This is a genomic window from Bradyrhizobium sp. MI1.7, from assembly GCF_055811795.1.
The window spans coordinates 152,299-172,824 of the sequence record NZ_JBVVPO010000008.1 but is presented as its reverse complement, the minus strand read 5'-3'; the positions used below and the strand labels follow the sequence as shown (position 1 = coordinate 172,824).

General features: G+C 64.5%; 22 protein-coding genes and 1 other RNA gene. 8 read left to right on the top strand and 15 right to left on the bottom strand.

The features are described 5' to 3' along the window. Positions 1–129: 129 nt before the first annotated feature. The gene (miaA, locus tag AC0L3X_RS11295) at positions 130–1,086 is read right to left on the bottom strand and encodes a tRNA (adenosine(37)-N6)-dimethylallyltransferase MiaA (protein WP_283017494.1); all 957 of its coding nucleotides are present in this window, start codon (positions 1,084–1,086) and stop codon (positions 130–132) included. An 11-nt stretch (positions 1,087–1,097) separates the two neighbouring features. Between miaA and serB the strand changes: the two genes are divergently transcribed. Further along, a complete protein-coding gene (gene serB / locus AC0L3X_RS11290; RefSeq protein WP_063981622.1) occupies positions 1,098–2,003 on the top strand; it encodes a phosphoserine phosphatase SerB in 906 nt (301 codons plus the stop codon). 146 nt (positions 2,004–2,149) lie between these two features. Here serB and AC0L3X_RS11285 read toward each other — a convergent pair whose 3' ends face one another. From AC0L3X_RS11285 to AC0L3X_RS11230, 12 genes are all read right to left on the bottom strand, one after another. Beyond that, positions 2,150–3,655 (bottom strand): Do family serine endopeptidase, encoded by a 1,506-nt coding sequence (locus AC0L3X_RS11285; RefSeq protein WP_283017495.1) that lies wholly within the window; start codon positions 3,653–3,655, stop codon positions 2,150–2,152. A 157-nt stretch (positions 3,656–3,812) separates the two neighbouring features. Then, the gene (locus tag AC0L3X_RS11280; RefSeq protein ID WP_025038031.1) at positions 3,813–4,019 is read right to left on the bottom strand and encodes a DUF2065 domain-containing protein; all 207 of its coding nucleotides are present in this window, start codon (positions 4,017–4,019) and stop codon (positions 3,813–3,815) included. Positions 4,020–4,090: 71 nt separating this feature from the next. After that, the gene (gene hflC / locus AC0L3X_RS11275) at positions 4,091–4,987 is read right to left on the bottom strand and encodes a protease modulator HflC (protein WP_063981620.1); all 897 of its coding nucleotides are present in this window, start codon (positions 4,985–4,987) and stop codon (positions 4,091–4,093) included. Then, a complete protein-coding gene (hflK, locus tag AC0L3X_RS11270) occupies positions 4,984–6,120 on the bottom strand; it encodes an FtsH protease activity modulator HflK (protein WP_063981619.1) in 1,137 nt (378 codons plus the stop codon). Before hflK ends, hflC begins: the two co-directional genes overlap by 4 nt. 154 nt (positions 6,121–6,274) lie before the next feature. Continuing rightward, positions 6,275–6,784, bottom strand: coding sequence for a dihydrofolate reductase (locus AC0L3X_RS11265; RefSeq protein ID WP_084794997.1), 510 nt, complete (start codon positions 6,782–6,784; stop codon positions 6,275–6,277). Beyond that, on the bottom strand, positions 6,784–7,269 hold the full coding sequence (locus AC0L3X_RS11260) for a GNAT family N-acetyltransferase (RefSeq protein WP_063981618.1): 486 nt from the start codon (positions 7,267–7,269) through the stop codon (positions 6,784–6,786). Before AC0L3X_RS11260 ends, AC0L3X_RS11265 begins: the two co-directional genes overlap by 1 nt. Before the next feature lie 5 nt (positions 7,270–7,274). Further along, positions 7,275–8,069, bottom strand: a complete 795-nt coding sequence (locus AC0L3X_RS11255; protein WP_063981617.1) for a thymidylate synthase — start codon at positions 8,067–8,069, stop codon at positions 7,275–7,277. A 170-nt stretch (positions 8,070–8,239) separates the two neighbouring features. Continuing rightward, positions 8,240–9,220 (bottom strand): tripartite tricarboxylate transporter substrate binding protein BugD, encoded by a 981-nt coding sequence (locus AC0L3X_RS11250; RefSeq protein WP_063981616.1) that lies wholly within the window; start codon positions 9,218–9,220, stop codon positions 8,240–8,242. A gap of 135 nt (positions 9,221–9,355) precedes the next feature. Next, the gene (locus AC0L3X_RS11245) at positions 9,356–10,870 is read right to left on the bottom strand and encodes a tripartite tricarboxylate transporter permease (protein WP_028147708.1); all 1,515 of its coding nucleotides are present in this window, start codon (positions 10,868–10,870) and stop codon (positions 9,356–9,358) included. A 7-nt stretch (positions 10,871–10,877) separates the two neighbouring features. Next, the gene (locus AC0L3X_RS11240) at positions 10,878–11,639 is read right to left on the bottom strand and encodes a tripartite tricarboxylate transporter TctB family protein (RefSeq protein ID WP_063981615.1); all 762 of its coding nucleotides are present in this window, start codon (positions 11,637–11,639) and stop codon (positions 10,878–10,880) included. Between the two features lie 94 nt (positions 11,640–11,733). After that, positions 11,734–12,264 (bottom strand): chromate transporter, encoded by a 531-nt coding sequence (locus AC0L3X_RS11235; RefSeq protein WP_063981614.1) that lies wholly within the window; start codon positions 12,262–12,264, stop codon positions 11,734–11,736. Beyond that, complete coding sequence (locus AC0L3X_RS11230) at positions 12,261–12,866, bottom strand: chromate transporter (RefSeq protein ID WP_063981613.1); 606 nt, start codon at positions 12,864–12,866, stop codon at positions 12,261–12,263. The genes AC0L3X_RS11235 and AC0L3X_RS11230 overlap by 4 nt, the downstream gene beginning before the upstream one ends. 96 nt (positions 12,867–12,962) lie before the next feature. Here AC0L3X_RS11230 and ssrA point away from each other — a divergent pair. From ssrA to feoB, 7 genes are all read left to right on the top strand, one after another. Continuing rightward, positions 12,963–13,328: a transfer-messenger RNA gene (ssrA, locus tag AC0L3X_RS11225) on the top strand. A 120-nt stretch (positions 13,329–13,448) separates the two neighbouring features. Next, positions 13,449–13,967, top strand: coding sequence for an SspB family protein (locus AC0L3X_RS11220; RefSeq protein ID WP_063981612.1), 519 nt, complete (start codon positions 13,449–13,451; stop codon positions 13,965–13,967). 89 nt (positions 13,968–14,056) lie between these two features. Beyond that, positions 14,057–15,505 (top strand): class II fumarate hydratase, encoded by a 1,449-nt coding sequence (gene fumC, locus AC0L3X_RS11215; RefSeq protein WP_028156440.1) that lies wholly within the window; start codon positions 14,057–14,059, stop codon positions 15,503–15,505. A gap of 278 nt (positions 15,506–15,783) precedes the next feature. Continuing rightward, positions 15,784–15,972, top strand: coding sequence for a DUF4169 family protein (locus AC0L3X_RS11210; protein WP_063981611.1), 189 nt, complete (start codon positions 15,784–15,786; stop codon positions 15,970–15,972). Then, a complete protein-coding gene (locus AC0L3X_RS11205; RefSeq protein ID WP_014493044.1) occupies positions 15,969–16,223 on the top strand; it encodes a ribbon-helix-helix domain-containing protein in 255 nt (84 codons plus the stop codon). The genes AC0L3X_RS11210 and AC0L3X_RS11205 overlap by 4 nt, the downstream gene beginning before the upstream one ends. 115 nt (positions 16,224–16,338) lie before the next feature. Then, the gene (locus AC0L3X_RS11200; protein WP_473316398.1) at positions 16,339–16,614 is read left to right on the top strand and encodes a FeoA family protein; all 276 of its coding nucleotides are present in this window, start codon (positions 16,339–16,341) and stop codon (positions 16,612–16,614) included. 23 nt (positions 16,615–16,637) lie between these two features. Next, positions 16,638–18,509, top strand: a complete 1,872-nt coding sequence (feoB, locus tag AC0L3X_RS11195; RefSeq protein WP_063981609.1) for a ferrous iron transporter B — start codon at positions 16,638–16,640, stop codon at positions 18,507–18,509. A 477-nt stretch (positions 18,510–18,986) separates the two neighbouring features. On the opposite strand, the gene AC0L3X_RS11190 is transcribed toward feoB, so the two are convergent. Together AC0L3X_RS11190 and AC0L3X_RS11185 are read right to left on the bottom strand one after the other, a co-directional pair. Next, positions 18,987–19,736 carry an outer membrane protein gene (locus AC0L3X_RS11190; RefSeq protein WP_063981608.1) on the bottom strand — a complete coding sequence of 250 codons (750 nt, stop codon included), beginning with the start codon at positions 19,734–19,736 and terminating at the stop codon, positions 18,987–18,989. Positions 19,737–19,898: 162 nt separating this feature from the next. Then, positions 19,899–20,165: a hypothetical protein gene (locus AC0L3X_RS11185; RefSeq protein ID WP_063981607.1), complete on the bottom strand. Its 267-nt coding sequence runs from the start codon at positions 20,163–20,165 to the stop codon at positions 19,899–19,901. Positions 20,166–20,526 lie beyond the last annotated feature (361 nt).

The following is a 20,526-nucleotide window of genomic DNA, read 5'->3' as shown; positions in this document are numbered from 1 at the left end:
TGCGCGAAACATAACGGTCAAAGCCCGGATGTCAAGGCAATGCGACCGTTCCCGCGCGATTTTGGCAATGTAGCGGTGTTCCCAGGGTTCGGCGAGAGGTAAATTCGGGAACCCGGGTACAAAAGCGCGTCAGCCGGGGTCTCGGGCCGCATTCACGATGGCGGCAAGCCACCCCCTCGCCTCCTCCGGCTTCACCCATTCGAACTCGGGCAGTTGGTGCCGGAACCAGGTGAATTGCCGCTTGGCGTAGTGGCGGGTGTCGGCACGACCGATCGTGGCGGCATCGTCCAGGCCGATCTCACCGCGCAGATGCCGGATCAGGGCCGGCACGCCATGGGCTTTCATCGCCGGCAGCAGCGGATCGAGATGTCTGGCGGCGAGCCACTCCACCTCCCTCAACGCGCCGGCACCGAGCATGGCGTCGAAACGGGCATCGATGCGGGCATAGAGCTCGTCGCGCTCGGGGGCGAGAAACACCGCGCGAAAACTGTCCTTGGGCAGCAGCGGCGGCTGGCCTTCATGGTGCCAGTCGAGCAGCGAACGGCCCGTCGCTTCGACCACTTCGAGCGCGCGCGCGATCCGGGTGCGGTCGCGCAGGTTCAATCGTTCGGCGGCGCGCGGATCACGGCGTGCAAGTTCCTCATGCAGCGCCTCGACGCCGTTCCGCTCCAGCCGCGCGCGCACGTCGTCGCGGACTTCGGCGGGGATCGGCGGCACCACCGAGAGGCCCGCCGTCAGCGCCTTGAAATAAAGGCCCGTGCCGCCGATGAAGATCGGCAGGCGGCCTGCGGCTTTCGCCTCTTCCAGCGCCTTCGTCGCGTCGACCACCCATGCGCCGGCCGAGAAATTCACGGCCGCATCGACGTGGCCGTAGAGACGGTGCGGCGCGCGTCCTTCCTCGCCATGTGTGGGGCGCGCGGTGATGATGCGGAGGTCACGATAGACCTGCATGGAATCGGCATTGATGACGATTCCGCCCGTACTCAGGGCAAGCTCGAGCGCCAGCGCCGACTTGCCGCTGGCGGTCGGGCCTGCGATAAGCACGGCCTTGCCAACATGTCTTCTGCTGACTTGTCCCTCGCTCACGAAAACCTCAAATGTCCCTCGTCGCCACGCTGATCTGCAATCCCGACAATCCCGCGCTCGACAGCACCATCGTCGACGGCGCCCGCGCCGTGCTGCCCCAGGCGCAACCTGCGCACTGGCTGTTCGACGGGGTTGCGGTCGACATTCCCTTCGGCGCGCAGGATAACCTCCAAGGCGACCGTCACGCCATCGAACAGCGGTTGCGCGAGCTTCGCGGCGACCTTCCCATCGACATCGTGGTGCAGCCAGTCGGCTTCCGGCGCAAGAAGCTTTTTCTCGCCGACATGGATTCCACCATGATCGGCCAGGAATGCATCGACGAGCTCGCCGATCTCGTCGGGATGAAGGCCCACGTGGCGGCCATCACGGAACGCGCGATGCGCGGCGAGATCGAGTTCGAGCCGGCGCTGCGCGAGCGCGTCGCGCTGCTGAAGGACCTTCCCGCCAGCGTGGTCGACGAGGTGCTGGCCAAGCGCATCACGTTGACGCCGGGCGGCCGCGAACTGGTCGCGACCATGCGCGCCCACGGCGCCTATGCCTGTCTCGTCTCCGGCGGCTTCACGCTGTTCACGCGCGCGGTCGCCGCAAAAATCGGCTTCCAGGAGAACCGCGCCAACGAGCTCGTCGTCCGCGACGGCAAGTTCACCGGCGAGGTCAAGGAGCCGATTTTGGGCCGCGCGGCAAAACTCGCGACGCTGGTGGACCTGATGGAGTCGTTCGATCTCGACGACATCGACTCGGTCGTGGTCGGCGATGGCGCCAACGATCTCGCGATGATCCAGGCGGCGGGACTGGGCGTGGCGTATCACGCCAAGCCAGCGGTCGCGGCTGCGGCTGCCGCGCGGATCGACCATGGCGATCTCACCGCGCTGCTCTATGCTCAGGGGTATCGGCGGGACGAGTTCGTGGAGGCTTAGCCTCTCCCGTCGTCAGCACTTGCGGCACGCCCAGCGGCCGTAGGGTGGGCAAAGGCGCACTTGCGCCGTGCCCACCACTCTTGTCGCAATGGTGGAAAGATGGTGGGCACGCTTCGCTTTGCCCACCCTACTGGATTGAACCGCGACTACTGCACGCTCAGCGCCACAAACCGCAATTCGCCGTCGGCGTTGGAGACGAGCAGCAGCACGGACTTCTTGCCGTCCTTCTTGAGCTGGTCGACCCGCTTCTGGATGTCGGCGCCGCTGGAGACGGCCTCCTGCGCAACCTCGACGATGACGTCGCCGGCGGAGAGGCGCTTCTCGGCAGCGTCCGAATTGGCGTCGACATTGGTGACGACCACGCCCTTGACGCTGTCCTTGATCTTGTAGCGCGTGCGCAAATCCTTGCTGAGCGCGGCAAGATCGAGACCGAGCGCCTTCTGCGTCACCGGCTTCTCGGGCGCCGGCTCGTCGGTCTTGACCGCGGCCTGCACCTTGTCGGGATCCTGGAGACGGCCGAGCGTGACCTTCTTGGTCTCCTCCTGGCCCTTGCGGATGACGACGACATCGACTTCCTTGCCGACCGCCGTGTCGGCGACGACGCGGGAGAGATCCTTGGGATCCTTGACGTCCTTGCCGTCGAACTTGACGACGACGTCGCCGGGCTCGATGCCGGCGGGCTTGGCCGGGCCCTTGTCATCGACGCCGGCGACCAGCGCGCCGCGCGCGGGCTTGATGTTGAGGCTCTCGGCGATCTCGTCGGTGACGCTCTGGATGCGCACGCCGAGCCAGCCGCGGCGCAGTTCGCCGAACTGGCGGAGCTGGTCGACCACGGCGACAACCGTCTTCGATGGCACCGCAAAGCCGATGCCGATCGAACCGCCGGAGGGCGAGATGATCAGCGTGTTGACGCCGATGACGTCGCCATCGAGGTTGAACAGCGGACCGCCGGAATTGCCGCGGTTGATGGAGGCGTCGGTCTGGATATAGCTGTCATACGGCCCCGAGGAGATGTCGCGGTTCTTGGCCGAGACGATACCGGCCGTCACCGTGCCGCCGAGGCTGAACGGATTGCCGATCGCAATCACCCAGTCGCCGAGGCGCAGCTTGTCGGAGTCGCCGAACTTTACTGCCACCAGCGGCTTCGGCGGCTTGATCTTCAGCACGGCGAGGTCGGTCTTCTTGTCGACGCCAACCAGGTCGGCCTTGATCTTGGTGCCGTCGTTGAGGATGACGTTGATCTCGTCGGCGTCCGCGATGACGTGGTTGTTGGTGACGACGACGCCAGCGGTGTCGATGATGAAGCCGGAGCCGAGCGAGTTGGTCTTGCGGGGCGGGTTGTCACCGCGCTCGCCGCCCTTGCTGCCGCCGCCGGGGCCGCGGCGGTTCTTGAAGAAGTCGTCGAAGAACTCCTCGAAGGGCGAGCCGGGCGGCAGTTGCGGCATGGTGTTGCTGCCGCCGCCGCCGCCCTTGGCTTCGACGGTCTGCGAGGTCGAGATGTTGACGACCGCGTCGATCACCTTCTCGGCGACGTCGGCGATCCCGTCCGGGCCACGCGCAAGGGCCGGCGTGCCGAACGCGCTGAATGCACTGACGGCGAGCGCGGCCAGCCCTAAGCGCAAGCGGGTCGGGGCAATGGTGGCAGCGGTCATTGGTATCTCCAGAGAAAAGGATCAGGCGCCAAGGATTCGCCTCCAAGACTGCGCTCGAACGGGGGGACGGCGCAAGCGCGGAGCTTAACGGGCCTCAAGACCCGGATAATACGGCGAAAACCAGTCTCTCGCCTTCACTTTGGCGTTGGCGTGACGCCTAAATCGGACGGCGCATAACCCAGATCAAGACCAGGCCGGCCACGGCCGAACCGATCCCAACCGCCCGCAGGATATTGTCCGGCGTGGCGATGGCGCTTTTCATGGCCTTGCGCATCCAGTTCGGACTTGCCGCGAACATCAAGCCTTCCAGCACGAACAGGATGCCTAAGCCGATGAGGAAGTCGGCGAACGCAATGGACCTCATCGGAATGGAACCTCCCGTAGTGCTGTTCTTGTCTGGACGAAGGGCGGCAGAACTGCCGCCCTCTGTCTGGCTCACGGCTTCGCCGGCGTCTCGGTCGCCGTCTTGCCGGACGGGTTACCAAAGAACCGGAAGAAATCCGAGTCCGGCCGCAGCAGGAAGCGGGTGTCGTTCGCGCGCAGCCCGTTCTCATAGGCTGTCATCGACCGGTAGAAGGCGAAGAAGTCGGCGTCCTTGCCGTAGGCTTCCGCGAACAGGCGGTTGCGCTCGGCGTCGCCGACGCCGCGGATCTGCTCGGCCTGCGATTTGGCTTCCGCCTCGATCACGGTCGCCTCGCGGTCGGCCTTGGAGCGGATCTCCTGTGCCTTCTGGCCGCCCTGCGCACGGAACTCGGCGGCTTCGCGCTCGCGCTCGGTCTTCATGCGCTGGTAGACCGCCTGGCTGTTCTGCTCCGGCAGGTCGGCGCGGCGGATCCGGACGTCGACGACCTGGATACCGTAGCCGTCGGCCTCGCGATCGAGCTGGTCGCGGATGCGCTGCATCAGCTTCTCGCGGTCGTCGCGCACCACGTTGATGAAGGTGACCTCGCCGAGCACGCGGCGCAGCGCCGCGTTCAGCAGCGTGGTGAGCTGGATGTTGGCAGCCTGGATCGAGCCGACGCTCTGGTAGAAGCGCAGCGCGTCCTTGATGCGGTAACGCGCGAAGGCGTCGACCACGAGCCGCTTCTGGTCGGACGCGATCGCTTCCTGCGACGGGTTCTCCAGATCGAGGATCCGCTTGTCGATGTTGATCACCGAATTCCACGGCGCCTTGAAGTGCAGGCCGGGCGCGGTGACGACGTCGACGGGACGGCCGAACTGCAGCACGATGGTCTGCTCGGTCTGTTGCACCGTGAACAGCGACATGTAGCCGACGATCACGACGAGCAGGAGGGCGAGCAGCGTGACGATACCTGTGACCGGAGACCTCATCGGTTGCCTCCGCTCGACTGCTGACCGGTGGTAGGCGGCCGCTTGGTTGTCAACTCACTGAGCGGCAGATAGGGCACGACGCCCTGGCCCGAGGGGCCGCCGTCATAGACGAGCTTGTCGGCGCCGCCGAGCACGCGCTCCATCGTCTCCAGATAGATCCGTTCACGCGTCACGTCGGGCGCCTTCTTGTATTCCTCGTAAACCTTCAGGAAGCGCGAGCTCTGGCCCTTGGCCTCGGCGACCGTCTGCTCCCTGTAGCCTTCGGCGGCCTGCGTGATCTGCGCCGCACGTCCGCGTGCCTGCGGCACGACCTGGTTGGCGTAGGTCTGCGCCTCGTTCTGCAACTGCTCGAGATTGGCGCGCGCCGCCTGGACGTCGCGGAACGCGTCGATCACCTGCGCCGGCGGGTCGACCTTCTGCATCTGCACCTGGCTGATGAGAATACCGGCGCCGTAGCTGTCCAAAGTCCTCTGGATCAACTCCTGCACGCCCTGTTCAGTGACGTTGCGCGCACCGGTCAGGATCGGCTGGATCTGCGAGCGGCCGATCACCTCGCGCATCGCGCTCTCGGAGACCGCCTTCACGGTGCCTTCGGGATTCTGGATGTTGAAGAGGAAGTCGCCGACGCCGTCCGGCTTGATGCGCCAGAGCACGGTGAAGTCGACGTCGACGATGTTCTCGTCGCCGGTCAGCATCAGGCTCTCTTCCGGCACGTCACGAATGGAGCGGCCGCGTCGCGCCGGATCGTCGATCAGCGTCATGCCGATGGAGATCGTGTTGACGCGCAACGCCTTCGGCAGCAGCACGGTTTCGATCGGATAGGGCAGATGATAGTTCAGACCCGGCTGCACGGTGCGGACATGTTTGCCGAAGCGCAGCACGACGCCGAGCTCTTCGGATTGCACCCGGAAGAAGCCCGACAGCAGCCAGAACGCGATGATGAGCAGGACGATCAGCGTGATGCCGATGCCGGAGAAATAGCCGCCCGGCATGATCTGCTGGAGGCGGTCCTGGCCGCGCCGCAGAAGGTCTTCCAGATCCGGCGGCCTTGGCCCGACCGGTTGCGGGCCGTTGCCCCATGGTCCCTTCGGACCCGAGCCCCATGGGCCACCGCCCTGATTCTTCCACGGCATTCGACGCTCTCCTCGGCAGGGTGAAAATCGCCCCCGCCCGCTTTGTCCGGTCCGGCTTTATAGGGGACAGGCAAGTCCCTTACAACGCGGCCCGGGCTGTCCCTCGAGCTATGCTCGGGCACGAAAAAGTCAATGTAAACATTGACGAATGCGGTTAATTGCCCGCCCGCCGACGATATGTCACATAGGAGTAGTCGGCGCTGTCGTCGGGTCCGGCAGGATGCCGGATGCGCTCAACCTCATCCCACTCTGCCTTGTCGATGTCGAAATGCGTGTCGCCTTCGGGGCGCGCATGCACTTCGGTGATTTCGAGGCGATCGGCGCGATCGAGCCATTGCCGGTAGATCTCGGCGCCACCGATCACCGCGATCTCGGCGACCGAACGCCGCAGGGCATCGCCAAGCGCAACCGCGCCCGCATCGGCAGCCGATGTCGTGACGATGGCGCCATTGGCGCGATAATCCGCATCGCGCGTGATGACGATGTTGGTACGGCCAGGAAGCGGCCGGCGCAGGGTTTCGAAGGTCCTGCGGCCCATGATCACGGGCTTGCCGATCGTGAGCGCCTTGAAGCGCGCCATGTCGGATTTCAATCGCCACGGGAACCCGTTGCCGGCGCCGATGACGCCGTTCTCCGCGATCGCTACGACGAAGATGATCTCCATCAGGACGCGCTCCCTGCAAGTCGTGTCAGCGCGGGGCCGGTGACGCGGCACAGCGTCCAGTCGTCCATCATGACGGCGCCGAGCGATTTGTAGAACGCGATCGACGGCGCGTTCCAGTCGAGCACCGCCCATTGCAGCCGCGACCAGCCGTTGTCGACGCACTCCCTGGCGAGATAGACCAGCAGCGCCTTGCCGAGGCCCTTGCCCCGATGCGACGGCCGCACATAGAGATCTTCGAGATAGATGCCGTGACGGCCGCTGAAAGTAGAGAAATTGACGAACCAGACCGCAAAGCCGACGGGCTCGCCGTTCCACTCGGCAATGGCGCAATAGAGCTGCGGACGCTCGCCGAACAGCGCTTCCGCAATCATCGCCTCGGTCGCCTCGACTTCGTGCGAAAGCTTTTCGTATTCGGCAAGCTCGCGGATGAGAGCAAGAACCAGCCCGGCTTCACCGGCGCGCACGCGGCGGATGGTCAACGACATCTGCGTTAGACCGCGACTTCCGCCTTGATGTGCGGATGCGGGTCGTAGCCGACGAGCTCGAAATCCTCGTAGCGGAAGGAGAAGATGTCCTTCACATCGGGATTGATCCGCATCACCGGCAGCGTCCGCGGCGCGCGCGTGAGCTGGAGCCGCGCCTGCTCCAGGTGATTGGAATAGAGATGGGTGTCGCCGAGCGAGTGGACGAAGTCGCCGGGCTTCAATCCCGTGACCTGCGCCACCATCATGGTGAGCAGCGCGTAGGAAGCGATGTTGAAGGGCACGCCGAGGAAGACGTCGGCCGAGCGCTGATAGAGCTGGCACGACAATTTGCCGTTGGCGACATAGAACTGGAACAGCAGGTGGCAGGGCGGCAGCGCCATCTTCTCGACGTCGGCGGGATTCCAGGCGGTGACGATCAGCCGGCGCGAGTCCGGGGTGCGCTTGATCATGTCGATGACATTGGCGATCTGGTCGATGCTGCGCCCGTCGGCCGTGGGCCAGGAACGCCATTGACGGCCGTAGACCGGCCCGAGATCGCCATTGGCATCGGCCCACTCGTCCCAGATGGTGACGCCGTTGTCGCGCAGATATTTGATGTTGGTGTCGCCCTTCAGGAACCACAACAGCTCATGCACGATCGCCTTCAGCGGCAGCCGCTTGGTGGTCAGCATCGGGAAGCCGGCAGACAGGTTGAAGCGCATCTGATGGCCGAACACCGACAGCGTGCCGGTGCCGGTCCGGTCGGTCTTCTCGGCGCCGTCTGAAAGAATCCGCTCGAGCAGGTCCTGATACTGGTGCATGTGCCATTGAGCCTTTGGGGAGGCGGCGAACTTAACGGCGCGCCCCGCGCTACGACAGCAGCGATTCGCTGTTTAAGCCCATTATACCCCGAAAAGTGACTGTTCCCGGTGCAAACAACAAGAGGCGGAACTTGCGTCCCGCCCCTCGCCTATCGGCTTGAAAGTGCTCGTTAAGTTGCCGGCTTGAGCACCGGGGTCCACTTCGCGATCTCGTTCTTGACGAGGGTCGCCAGCGCCTCCGGCGTCCGGTCCTTGGGCCCCGGAATGACGCTGCCGAGCTCGAGCAGGCGCTTCTTCACCGTCTCGTCGTCGAGCGCCTTGATGGCGGCGGCATTCAGGCTCGCGATGATCGCGGGCGAGGTTCCCTTCGGCGCGAACATCGCGTTCCAGGCCTGGGCCTGGAAGGCAGGCAGGCCAGCCTCCGCCGTCGTCGGCACGTTCGGCAGCGACGGATTGCGCTCGGCCGTCGCGATCGCATAGGCCTTGATGGTGCCGGCATTGATCTGCGGCACCGCATTGACGATCTGGTCGCACATGTAATCGACCTGTCCGGCCACCAGCGCATTCATCGCGGGGCCCGTGCCGTTGAAGGGCACGCCGACCGGCTTGACGTCGAGGATCGAGTGCAGGAGCTCGCAGGAGACGTGCGAGACCGAGCCGACGCCGGCATGCGCGGCGTTGACCTTCTCGGCGTTCGCTTTCAAGTAGGCGACGAACTCCTTGAGGTCTTTCGGCGGAAAGTCCTTGCGCGCCAGGATCAGGATCGGCGTGCCCGCGAGCAGCGCGACCGGCTCAAAATCCTTTTCCGGGTGGTAGGCGAGTTTCGGATAGAGCGGCACGGAGGCGGCATGCGTGCCCATATGCCCGGTAATGAGCGTATAGCCGTCATTGGCCGCGCGCGCAGCGCGCGTGGTCGCGGTGGTGCCGCCGGCGCCGACCACGTTCTCGATGATGATGCTCTGTCCGAGCGTCTGCGCCATGTGCCCGGTGACGATGCGCGAAATCACGTCGGTCGGTCCGCCGGCCGCGAACGGCACGATCATGGTGATGCTGCGCGTCGGATAGGTCTGCGCCTCCGCCGGTGCGACAAAGCCGCACAACGATGCGAACGCCGCAGCACATGCGCCCGCAAGCGCGCGAATGGAAGTCATCTCGATCCCCTCGGACGTAAAACAAAAATGCCGGCCACAGGGCCGGCATTTTCATTTCACGAAGCGGTCACACAAGTCGATTGGACTTCCGAATGCGGCGTGCGGACGCAGGGCGCCGCGACGACGCAGGCGCGGTCAGTTCTCGGATTCGGTGAACACCTCATCGCGCTTGGCGCGCAGCACGGGCAGGACCGTGAGGATCAGCAGAAACGCCGCGATCGCCAGCAGCACCGCCGACAACGGACGCGTCAGGAACACGCTCCAGTCGCCGCGCGAGATCAGCAGCGCACGACGCAGGTTCTCTTCCATCAGCGGTCCGAGCACCATGCCGAGCAGCAGCGGCGCCGGCTCGAAATCGTGCTTGATCAGCCAGTAGCCGACCAGACCGAAGACGCCCGCGAGGATGACGTCGACCGGTGCGTTGTTCACCGAGTAGATGCCGATCGCGCAGAAGATCACGATCGAGGGGAACATCAGCCGGTAAGGCACGCGCAGCAGCCGCACCCAGATTCCGACGAGCGGCAGGTTGATGATGATCAGCATCAGATTGCCGATCCACATCGAGGCGATCATGCCCCAGACCAGATCCGGCTGCTTCTGCATGACCTGCGGGCCCGGCACGATGCCATGGATGGTCATCGCGCCGACCATCAACGCCATCACCGCGTTCGGCGGGATGCCGAGCGTCAGCAGCGGAATGAACGATGTCTGCGCCGCAGCGTTGTTGGCGCTTTCCGGCCCCGCCACGCCCTCGATCGCGCCGCGGCCGAACCGCGACGGGTTCTTGGCGAGCTTCTTCTCGAGTGTATAGGCGGCAAACGACGCGATGACCGCGCCGCCGCCCGGCAGAATGCCGAGGATCGAGCCGAGCACCGTGCCGCGCAGGATCGCAGGCGCCGAGTCGGTCAGGTCTTTCCTTGTCGGCATCAGGCCGGTGATCTTCTGCTGCACGAGATCGCGATTCATCTCGGCGCCGGCGTCGAGATTGCGGATGATCTCGGCGAAGCCGAATACACCCATCGCCACCGTCGCGAAGCCGAGGCCGTCGGCGAGCTCCGGAATGTTGAAGGCCATGCGCGAGGCGCCGGTCTCGATGTCCGAGCCGACGATCGAGAGCAGCAGGCCGAACACGATCATCGCGATCGCCTTCAGCACCGAGCCTTTGGCCAGCACCACCGCGAAGATCAGGCCGAGCACCATCAGCGAGAAATACTCGGCCGGACCGAACGCCAGCGCGAGCTTCGTGAGCGGCGCGCCGAGGACGGCGATCAAGACGGTCGCAACGCAGCCGGCGAAGAACGAGCCGATCGCGGCGATCGCCAGCGCCGGGCCGGCGCGGCCCTGCTTGGCCATCTGGTGGCCGTCGATGGCGGTGACGACCGAGGTCGCCTCACCGGGTATGTTGACCAGGATCGACGTGGTCGAGCCGCCATACTGGGCGCCGTAATAGATGCCGGCGAGCATGATCAGCGCGCCGACCGGCGGCAGGCCGAAAGTGATCGGCAGCAGCATCGCGACCGTCGCGATGGTGCCGATGCCCGGCAACACGCCGACCAGCGTGCCCACGAGGGCGCCGATCAGGCACATCAGCAGGTTGATCGGAGAGAACGCGACGGCAAAACCGTGAGCGAGGTTGGCAAAGAGCTCCATTACACCCTCACTGAACCAGGAAACGCGGGAACATCGGCATCGGCAACCCGAGCACGTACGGGAACAGGATTGCGCAGCCGAGCGTCAGGCAGGCGCCGACGATGGCGGCCTCCAGCCAGCGCGTCTCATGCGAGCCCAGCGCTGCAATCATGAAGCTCACGAAGGCCGTGACCACGAGGCCGAGCGGCCGGATCGCCAGCGCGAAAAACAGGATCGCGACCATCACGAACAGCGGCCCGCGCCAGGAATAATGGGCCATCGCCGGCCCATCGGTCAGAAGGCCGGTCAAGGCGATGCCGGCCGACAAGGCCACCAGCAATCCACCGAACATCCGCGGTGCCGTGCCGGCGCCGAAGGAGAAGCCGCGCATGCCCTGCAGATCGCTCGACGCCCACAGCGCGAACAGGGCGAGCGCCATCAGGATGACGCCGCCGACATAATCCTGCGCCGACCGGATCGTCATGAACAGCGTGAGGATCGCCACTGCAAACAGTGGATAGGAATAGATCAGGGCCAGCAGCACATCGGATGATGCCTTCTTGGTGCCGGCACCGAACGATCCGAATATTGCACTGGGCGCGCCGGCGAGCAGCGCCGTCGCATGGCCGGTTACGACCTGCAGTGGGCCGCGCCCGGCACCCCAGCCGAAGATCGTCCCGATCGACCAGATGAATTCGAAAATCTGCGGCGCGATCGCCAGCAGGCAGAAGCCGATCGCCACCGAGGTGTTTCGGGTGGCAGTCGCCGAGTGGCCCATCGTGTCGGCCATGCTTGTCTCCTCCGCGACTCCTAAGTCACGAGCACTGTTGTTCTAATCGGCTGGAAAAGGATCCCCCGCCCGGATCACTGCCTAGCGATTTTCATTACACAATGCCAGCAAAACCAATCAGGCCTCCGGCGAGCAGAAGCCAGAGTGGATTGATGCGCGAGACGGACGCGAGCACTGCAACCGCCGCGGTCAGAAGCAGCGCAGCAAAGGTGCGATCGGTCGACTGGGCCAGGATCAGGGCGCTGGCTGCCATCAATCCAATCGATAGCGGAACCAGTGCAGTCTGAATCAAGGCGGGCCAGCGGGATTGGCTGGGCCGGCTCAGCAGACGGCTGACATAATAGGCAAGCAGCGCCGTTGGCAGGCACATCGCCAGCGTCGCCGCCAGCGCGCCGGGGATGCCGGCGACGGCATAGCCGATTAACGTGACGATAAGCACGTTCGGACCTGGCGAGAGCTGTGCGATCGCATAGGCGTCGGCGAACTGCTTCTCGGTCATCCAGTGATGCACGTCGACCGCGATGCGGTGCATCTCCGGTACCGCCGCCGCAGCGCCGCCGACTGCGAACAGCGACATTAGACCAAAGGTGGAGATCAGCGCCCAGATCGGGTTTTCGCTGTTCATGCTGCTACCTTCCGCCGCACCCAATATGTGACGCCGATACTGATTGGAATCGCGACCAGCAGCACCGCCTGGAGCGGCAGGCGAAGCACGCCGATCGCAACGAACACGCCGAGCATGAGAATGAGCACGACGACGTCCATCCGCTTGAGCAGGGGCATCATCATGCGAAAGACCACCGCGATCAGCAGCCCGACCGCCGCGCAGGAGATGCCCGCGAGGATCCGGCGCAGCACCTCCACATCGCCGAACCGGGCGTAGATGATCGCAAGCACGGTCATGATCACCGTCGGCGGCAGCAACAGCCCGGTAAAGGCGGCAACGCCGCCGGCGATGCCGCGCAGCCGCGACCCGAACACCATCGACAGGTTGACGATGTTGGGCCCGGGCAGGAAATGGCAGAGCGCAAAGGTCTCGTTGAACTCGTCCGCCGTCATCCAGCGGTGCTGATCGACGATGGCGTGGCGGGCAAACACCAGGACCCCGCCGAAGCCGGCCAGCGACATCCGGGCGAAGGCCAGGAACAGCGCGACGAGGCCGGGCGGAGGAGCGTGGGCGGCTGGATGGTCCGGCTCTTGGGCGGCCGGTGCTGAATCCGTGGACATGTCAGGAGCTTAGAACGCTGGCCGTCCCAGGGCCAAGATCATACCGAGGCCCGGCCGGAACCTATCCAAAGGGAACCGTGGGATCGCCGCTCGAAACACCTGTCATTTGAAACCTTTGCCCCCTATATTGGGGGTGCCGGTTCGCCGGCTATGGAAATAAACGGTCGTCGCAATAAACCATTCGGACCCGGGGGCGGTACCCGGCGCCTCCACCAAAGCCCACCAGCGGGCTCACCCAGAGCGGGTTTTGGCGGGGGCGAAATAGGATCGACGAGGGCGTAAAGGGCGTGCTTTTTCCCGGTATTGTTCCGCCGTTATCGGGCTACTGCAATAGTTGCCAACGACAACTTTGCTCCGGTTGCTCAGGCTGCGTAACGCAGTTTGAAAGACCATCTTAAAGTCCTAACGGGTTAAGCTCCGTTAGGCGGGGTTCGGAGGCACCTGGCAACAGAAGCCTCCACTTACCTCTTATTTTTATTTCCTTCCCGGCGGGGACTCCTGCTGACCCGTCAGGCGCGGTACTATTGCGGCTTGGCGAGTCGGGCCGGCAGGGCCCAACTCCTGGAATGCAACAGGACCACCATGGCGACCGATCATATCCGATACGATGTGCTGGCCCGCGACGCGCTGCGCGGCGTGCTGCGGAAGGTGCTGACCGATGCCGCGTCCCATGGACTGCCGGGCGAGCACCATTTCTTCATCACCTTCGTGTCGAAGGCCGAGGGCGTGAAGCTGTCGTCGCGGCTCCTGGCGCAATACCCGGAAGAGATGACGATCATCCTCCAGCACCAGTTCTGGGATCTGACCGTGCTCGAGGACCGTTTCGAGGTCGGCCTGTCCTTCGGCGGCATTCCGGAGCGGCTGATCGTGCCGTTCAGCGCGATCAAGAGCTTCCTCGATCCGTCCGTGAAGTTCGGCCTCCAGTTCGACACCTCCGATGTCGCCGAGGTCTCATCCGAGACATTGCCGGCCGCTCCCGCGCCGTCGGCCGTCGCAGTGCCCGCGCCTGCCAGTGAGCCGGCCGAAAGTGCCGAGGAGCCGACCGCCCCGAACCAGGGCGGCGCCGAGGTGGTGCGGCTCGATCGTTTCCGCAAGAAATGATCTAGGTTGGGCGCGAAACGGTCGCGCCCGGCCAAACTGCCGATATAGAAGAGCACATGAAGAGGCTGCACGGCATTCCGTGCCGCAGAATGGATGTGCTCATGGCCAAGACTGCTCGCTCGAAGACTGCTCGCTCGAAGACTGCCCGCCCCGCCAGCCGCACCGAGACCGACAGTTTCGGTCCCATCGAGGTCCCCGCCGATCGCTATTGGGGGGCGCAGACCGAACGCTCGCGCCAGAATTTCCGCATCGGCATCGACCGCATGCCGATCGAGCTCGTGCATGCGCTCGGCATCGTCAAGCTCGCCGCCGCACAATCCAACCTCGCGCTCGGCCTGCTCGACCAGCGCCGGGCCAACGCCATCATCCGCGCCGCGCGCGAGGTGATCGAGGGCAAGCTGGACGATCATTTCCCGCTTGTCGTGTGGCAGACCGGCTCGGGCACGCAGAGCAACATGAATCTCAACGAGGTCATCGCCAACCGCGCCAATGAGCTGCTCGGTGGCGAGCTCGGCGCCAAGAAGCCGGTGCATCCCAACGATCACGTCAACATGAGCCAGTCGTCGAACGACTCGTTCCCGACCGCGATGCACATCGCGGCCGCAAGCCGCATCAATGCCGATCTCGTCCCTGCCCTCGGCGAGCTGCTGCGCGCGCTCCGCAAGAAGGAGAAGGAGTTCGCAAAAATCGTCAAGATCGGGCGGACACACACCCAGGACGCCACGCCGCTGACGCTCGGCCAGGAATTTTCCGGCTACGCCGCGCAGGTCGAAAGCGGCATCGCCCGCCTCAAGGTCGCGGTGAAGGACCTCTATCCGCTGGCCCAGGGCGGCACCGCCGTCGGCACCGGCCTCAACTCCAAGCCGCGCTTCGCAAGACTGTTCGCAAAGCACGTTACTGGGATTACGAAGCTGCCCTTCACCAGCGCCGCCAACAAATTCGAGGCGCTGGCCTCGAACGACGCCTATGTGCTGGCGCACGGCGCCATCAATTCCGTCGCGACAGGCCTGTTCAAGATCGCCAACGACATCCGCCTGCTCGGATCGGGCCCGCGCTCGGGCCTCGGCGAGCTGATCCTGCCGGAGAACGAGCCGGGCTCCTCGATCATGCCCGGCAAGGTCAACCCGACGCAGTGCGAGGCGATGACGATGGTGTGCTGCCAGGTGTTCGGCAATCACACTGCGATCACAGTCGCCGGCAGCCAGGGCCATTTCGAGCTCAACGTCTACAAGCCCGTGCTCGCCTACAACATGCTGCACTCGATCCGGCTGATGGCGGACGCCGCGCGCTCCTTCACTGAACATTGCGTCAGCGGCATCCGCGCCGACGAAAAGCGCATCAGGGAGCTGATGCAGCGCTCGCTGATGCTGGTGACCGCGCTCGCCCCGAAGATCGGCTATGACAACGCCGCCAAGGTGGCGAAGACCGCGCATGCCAACGGCACCACGCTGAAGGAGGAGGCGCTGCGGCTCGGCTTCGTCTCGGCCGACGAGTTCGACCGGCTGGTGCAGCCGGAGAAAATGACGCGGCCTGGATGAATTCCGAATTCCGATAGTCATCCGTAATGATACGGTGCCCTGGGGCTCATAAATATAAGGCCTAAGGGCCGGGATTTGATTACCGTCAATGTTGTGGCGAGGCGGCGTGCTACGCAGGCCTCTCTGCCCTTTGACGGGGCTAATTCATCGTTTGATGGCCCGAGGGGCCAATTGACGAGGACGAGCGAATGGCGATCAAGTCTCATAGGGCGCAACACGGCACCCAGTTTCTGAATGTTTCATCCTGCCAGAAGAGGAGCGGATGATGGAGACGCGGCATGGGGAACGTCATCAACCTGAATCGTTTCAGGAAGCGCGCCGAGCGGGAAGCCACGGCGAAGCAGGCGGACGTCAACCGGGCGAAGTTCGGCCGCACGAAGGCGGAGCGGTCGGCGGAGGAGACACGCGCGGACCAGGCGAAGGCGCATCTGGACCAGCATCAGATCGATCGCGAGGATCAGTCATGAAGTCGCCCGTGGTGAAACGGTCGATCGTGGTCGCCGGCCACAAGACCAGCGTCAGCCTGGAAGAGGCGTTCTGGAACGGCATGAAGGAGATCTCGGGCCTGCGCAACATGACGCTGTCCGAGCTGGTCGGCGAGATCGACGGCAACCGCCAGCAGGGCAATCTGTCCTCGGCGATCCGCCTGTTCGTCCTCGACTACTTCAAGAGCCGCGCCATGGCCGCCATCCAGCCGGAAAAGGTCCCGGCCCAGTAGCCGTTGGGCGTCCCCCAACGGCGCCTCACGGTTCTGCACTTTAAAATCACTCTAAGGTGCAGTTTCAGCCGACCCGCGCGCTTGACCTCACTGCCCTGCGTTGAAAATACAGGGCATGACCGACACCAATGACACGCGTTCGCGGATACCGCTGGGCCTGGCCCAGCGCGGCTATATCGGCATCATCCAACACCTTTCCGCCGGGGATGCGGGCTCCGCGCTCTCGGACATCGAGCTCGAGAGCCGGCTGATCGAGCTCGGCTTCGTCGAGGGCGCCCGGGTCGAGGTCCTGCACGAGGGCCTGGTCGGGCGCGACCCGATCGCCGTCCGTGTCGACAACATCACGATTGCGGTCCGCCGTCGTGAAGCCATGGCCATCATTGTCGCCTAGATAGCGACCGGAAATCTGATCCCATGGAAGCTCCTCTGCTGCATCTCGCCCTGGTGGGCACGCCGAACAGCGGCAAGACGTCGCTGTTCAACGCGCTGACCGGCAGCCGACAGAAGGTCGCGAACTATCCCGGCGTCACCGTCGAGCGCAAGGAAGGCTTCTTCGTCACGCCCCTGGGACGCCAGGTCTCGGTGGTCGACCTGCCCGGCACCTACTCGCTGCGCGGCCGCAGCCCGGACGAGGAGATCACTCGTGACTTCGTGCTCGGCAAGGCGTCCGGCGAAACCGTGCCCGACCTCGTGCTGTGCGTGGCCGACTCGACCAATCTGCGCCTGACCATCCGCCTGCTGCTGGAGCTGAAGCGCACCGGCCGGCCGATGATCCTCGTGCTCAACATGTTCGACATCGCGAGCCGCCGCGGCATCACCGTCGACGTGGAGCGGCTCGCCAAGGAGCTCGGCGTGCCCGTGGTCACCTCGATCGCGGTGCGCAAGAGCGGCACGGCCGACCTGTTGGCGCTGACGGACGAGATCTCGGCGAAACTCGCCGCGGAGCCGCGGGAGAACAGCTGGAGCGCGCTCAGCGTCGCCGAGCTGCGCGCCACCCAGCGCGAGGCCGACCGCATCATCGCCGACTGCGTCAGCCTGCCTGCTAGACCCGACACCTGGACCGCGCGGATCGATGCGGTCGTGCTGCATCCGGTCGGCGGCCTGATCGTGCTCGCTCTCATCCTGTTCGTGATGTTCCAGGCGGTGTTCGCCTGGGCACAGCCGCTGATGGACCTGCTCAACAACGGCTTCGACGCGCTCGGCGAATTCGTGCACGCCACCCTGCCCGCCGGCCTGCTGCAGAGCTTCCTTCAGAACGGCGTGATATCTGGCGTCGGCAGCGTCATCGTGTTCCTGCCGCAGATCATCATCATCTTCCTGTTCATCCTGCTGCTGGAAGACTTCGGCTACATGGCGCGCGCCGCGTTCCTGATGGACCGCATCATGGGCGGCGCCGGCCTGCACGGCCGCGCCTTCATTCCGCTGCTGTCGAGCTTTGCCTGCGCCATTCCCGGCATCATGGCGACGCGCGTGATCGACAACAAGCGCGACCGGCTGACCACGATCCTGATCGCGCCGCTGATGACCTGCTCGGCGCGCATTCCCGTCTACACGCTGATCATCTCTGCCTTCATTCCGGCCAGGGACGTCTGGGGCTTCATCAACCTCCAGGGCCTCGTGATGTTCGGCCTCTACGCCGCCGGCATCACAAGCGCGCTGGTCGTCTCGTTCCTGATCAAGTTCTTCATGCTGCGCGACTATGCGCCGGCGCCGTTCATGCTGGAGCTGCCGGACTACAAGATGCCGCGGCTGAAATCGATCGCGATCGGCGTCTACACGCGGGCGAAAATGTTCCTGCATCGCGCCGGCACCACGATCTTCTCGATGATGGTGCTGATCTGGTTTCTGGCCTCGTTCCCGCAGCCGCCCGCGGGCGCCACCGAACCCGCGATCGACTTCAGCCTCGCCGCGATCATCGGCAAGGCGCTCGAGCCGCTGCTGGCCCCCGTCGGCTTCAACTGGCAGATCGCGGTCGCGCTGATCCCGGGCATGGCGGCGCGCGAGGTCGCGGTCGCAGCCCTCGGCACCGTCTATGCGATCGAAGGCGGCAAGGAAGCGGCCGAGCAGATCGGCCAGGTGCTGGCGACGAAATGGTCGCTCGCCACCGCGCTGTCGATGCTGGCCTGGTACATCTTCGCCCCGCAATGCGCATCCACGCTCGCGGTGATCCGGCGCGAGACCGGCAGCTGGACCTGGATGGCCGTGACCTTCTTCTACATGCTGGTGCTGGCTTATGCCGCGAGCCTTCTGACCTACAACGTCGCGGTCGCGCTCGGCGCGGGGTAGCGCCCTCTCCAAACTAAAATTGCGAAAACAACCCCATGCACAGTAGACGGGGATTGTCGGGCTCGTGATCGGTGACGTCAGTGAAGTCGTTGATGCATCCGAGGAAACAGACGTAACCCGGATGGAGCGCAGCGAAGTCCGGGAAAGCGCATCTGATGCGAGGATTCCCGGATTGCGCTACGCTCCATCCGGGCTACGGACTACGGCGTGCCGGTTGCGCCGTCGGGCAAAACAGGAGCAGATGGCATCCTCCCGGGATTCCCACCTCGACTGCGCCACCATACGACTGGACGCGTTCGGTCCGAACCAAAATCAACAAATCAAATGGAGGCGACGCAAGGCCTCCTCCGGTGCCTCATCATTACTGGCAAACATAACCGCAGGAATTGATGCCGGACATCCGCGCGTTTGCTTTCGCTCCCCATGAAAAAGGCCCCGGTCGATGCCGGGGCCTGAGTTCACTGGGAGGACTTTGGATCAATAGCGCGCCGCGCCGTAACCGCCGAAGCGATAGTTCACGCGAACCGTGACCATGTCGATATCCTGGGTGACACCGCTGCCGGTGAGGGTGAACCCACCGGGTGTGACCACGCCTGCGAAGGAGGTGTTGTCACGCCCCATCCAGAGGTGGTCGTATTCGACACCGACCGTCCAGTTCGGGCTGAAGCCATACTCCCAGCCAACACCCAGGGCACCGCCCCAGCGCGTGTGACCTGCCGAGGCGAGGCCGACGCCTGTGACGTTGTTGAAGATGTCAAAGCGATTGCGCGTCACGGCGGCGCCGCCCTTCACGTAGAGCAGTGAGGCGTTCCATGCCCAACCGAGCTGAGCCGTGAACAGCCCGATCGCATCGGTCTTGCCCGTGGTCGAGATAAACGGATCGATCACGCTGACGCGTGTGTTCTTGATCTCGGCCCAATCACCCTGAGCTTCCAGGCCGAGCACGAACTGATTGGTCTGCCAGCGATACCCGATCTGTCCACCGACGAGGCCTCCGGAGCGATCGGCGCAACCACTTGCGACGTTGCCTGCGGGCGTTATCAAATCGACGCAACCGTGGCTCTGCCCCCAGCCTCCGTTGGCGCCGATGTAAAATCCGGTCCAGTTGTAAACCGCCACCACCGGTGCCGGCGGCGGCGCCTTGACGGCCATATCGGCCGCCATGGCCGGAGCCGCCATGCTCAGCGCAGCGAAGCCGATCGCCGCGATCGAAAGCTTTTTCTTCATCGTTTCGTCCCCTTTGCTCAAATTTCTTTCGTCAGAAGCGAGCCCTAATGCAGGCTGGCGTGCATAAAGCTTGCGAACATCCTGAAGTTTACGCGCGAGGGGATTTTGGGCTCGTATCAAAATGGCAACACCCAAGCGCCATCGCTGTGCACAGAAGAGTGCTTAGTCAGTCTTTGAAGTGCCGTGCGCTCCAGCACCGTCCTGTTCGTCAGCAAGCCACGCGCCGATGCCGGAGGATGGGATCACCCGCTTCGGCAGGTGCGGGTTGATCGTGCCTGCAAAGACGGAAAGTCCCTCATCGCGCTTGGCGCGCGCAAACAGCTTGGCTTCATGTTCAGTCGCGAAGGTCTTCGTCTCGCGCGGACTTCGTTGTCTCGGCAGAACGCCTCGCCGTTGCACTTCGAAGGTGACGTACCAGGTCGGACTCATTGCGCACACCAACATGTCACCAGTCCCTAGAGTCGCCTTATGGTGCGGCTGTCATCCGCCTGTTTGATTCAGATCAAGCAGCGACTTGACTGCGAACGCTTGACGCGCCGGGTCGCGAACTGAGGGTCGGTTGACCCGTCGGGCAACACAGGAGCACGATGGCATCATCGGCTTCAGTGACATCCGGCTCCCGACCTTCTCCGTCCCGCGAATGGCGATGCGATACCGTCTTCGGGCTGGATCGGCGCCGTGATCAGGGCCGACCGCCACCCCATCAGCAGGGAACCCGTCGCCGATCTGAGAGTTCGTTCCAAGGCCGTTCGGCTTAACCGGGCGCGAGCCCTGGGACTCGCGCAGGGGC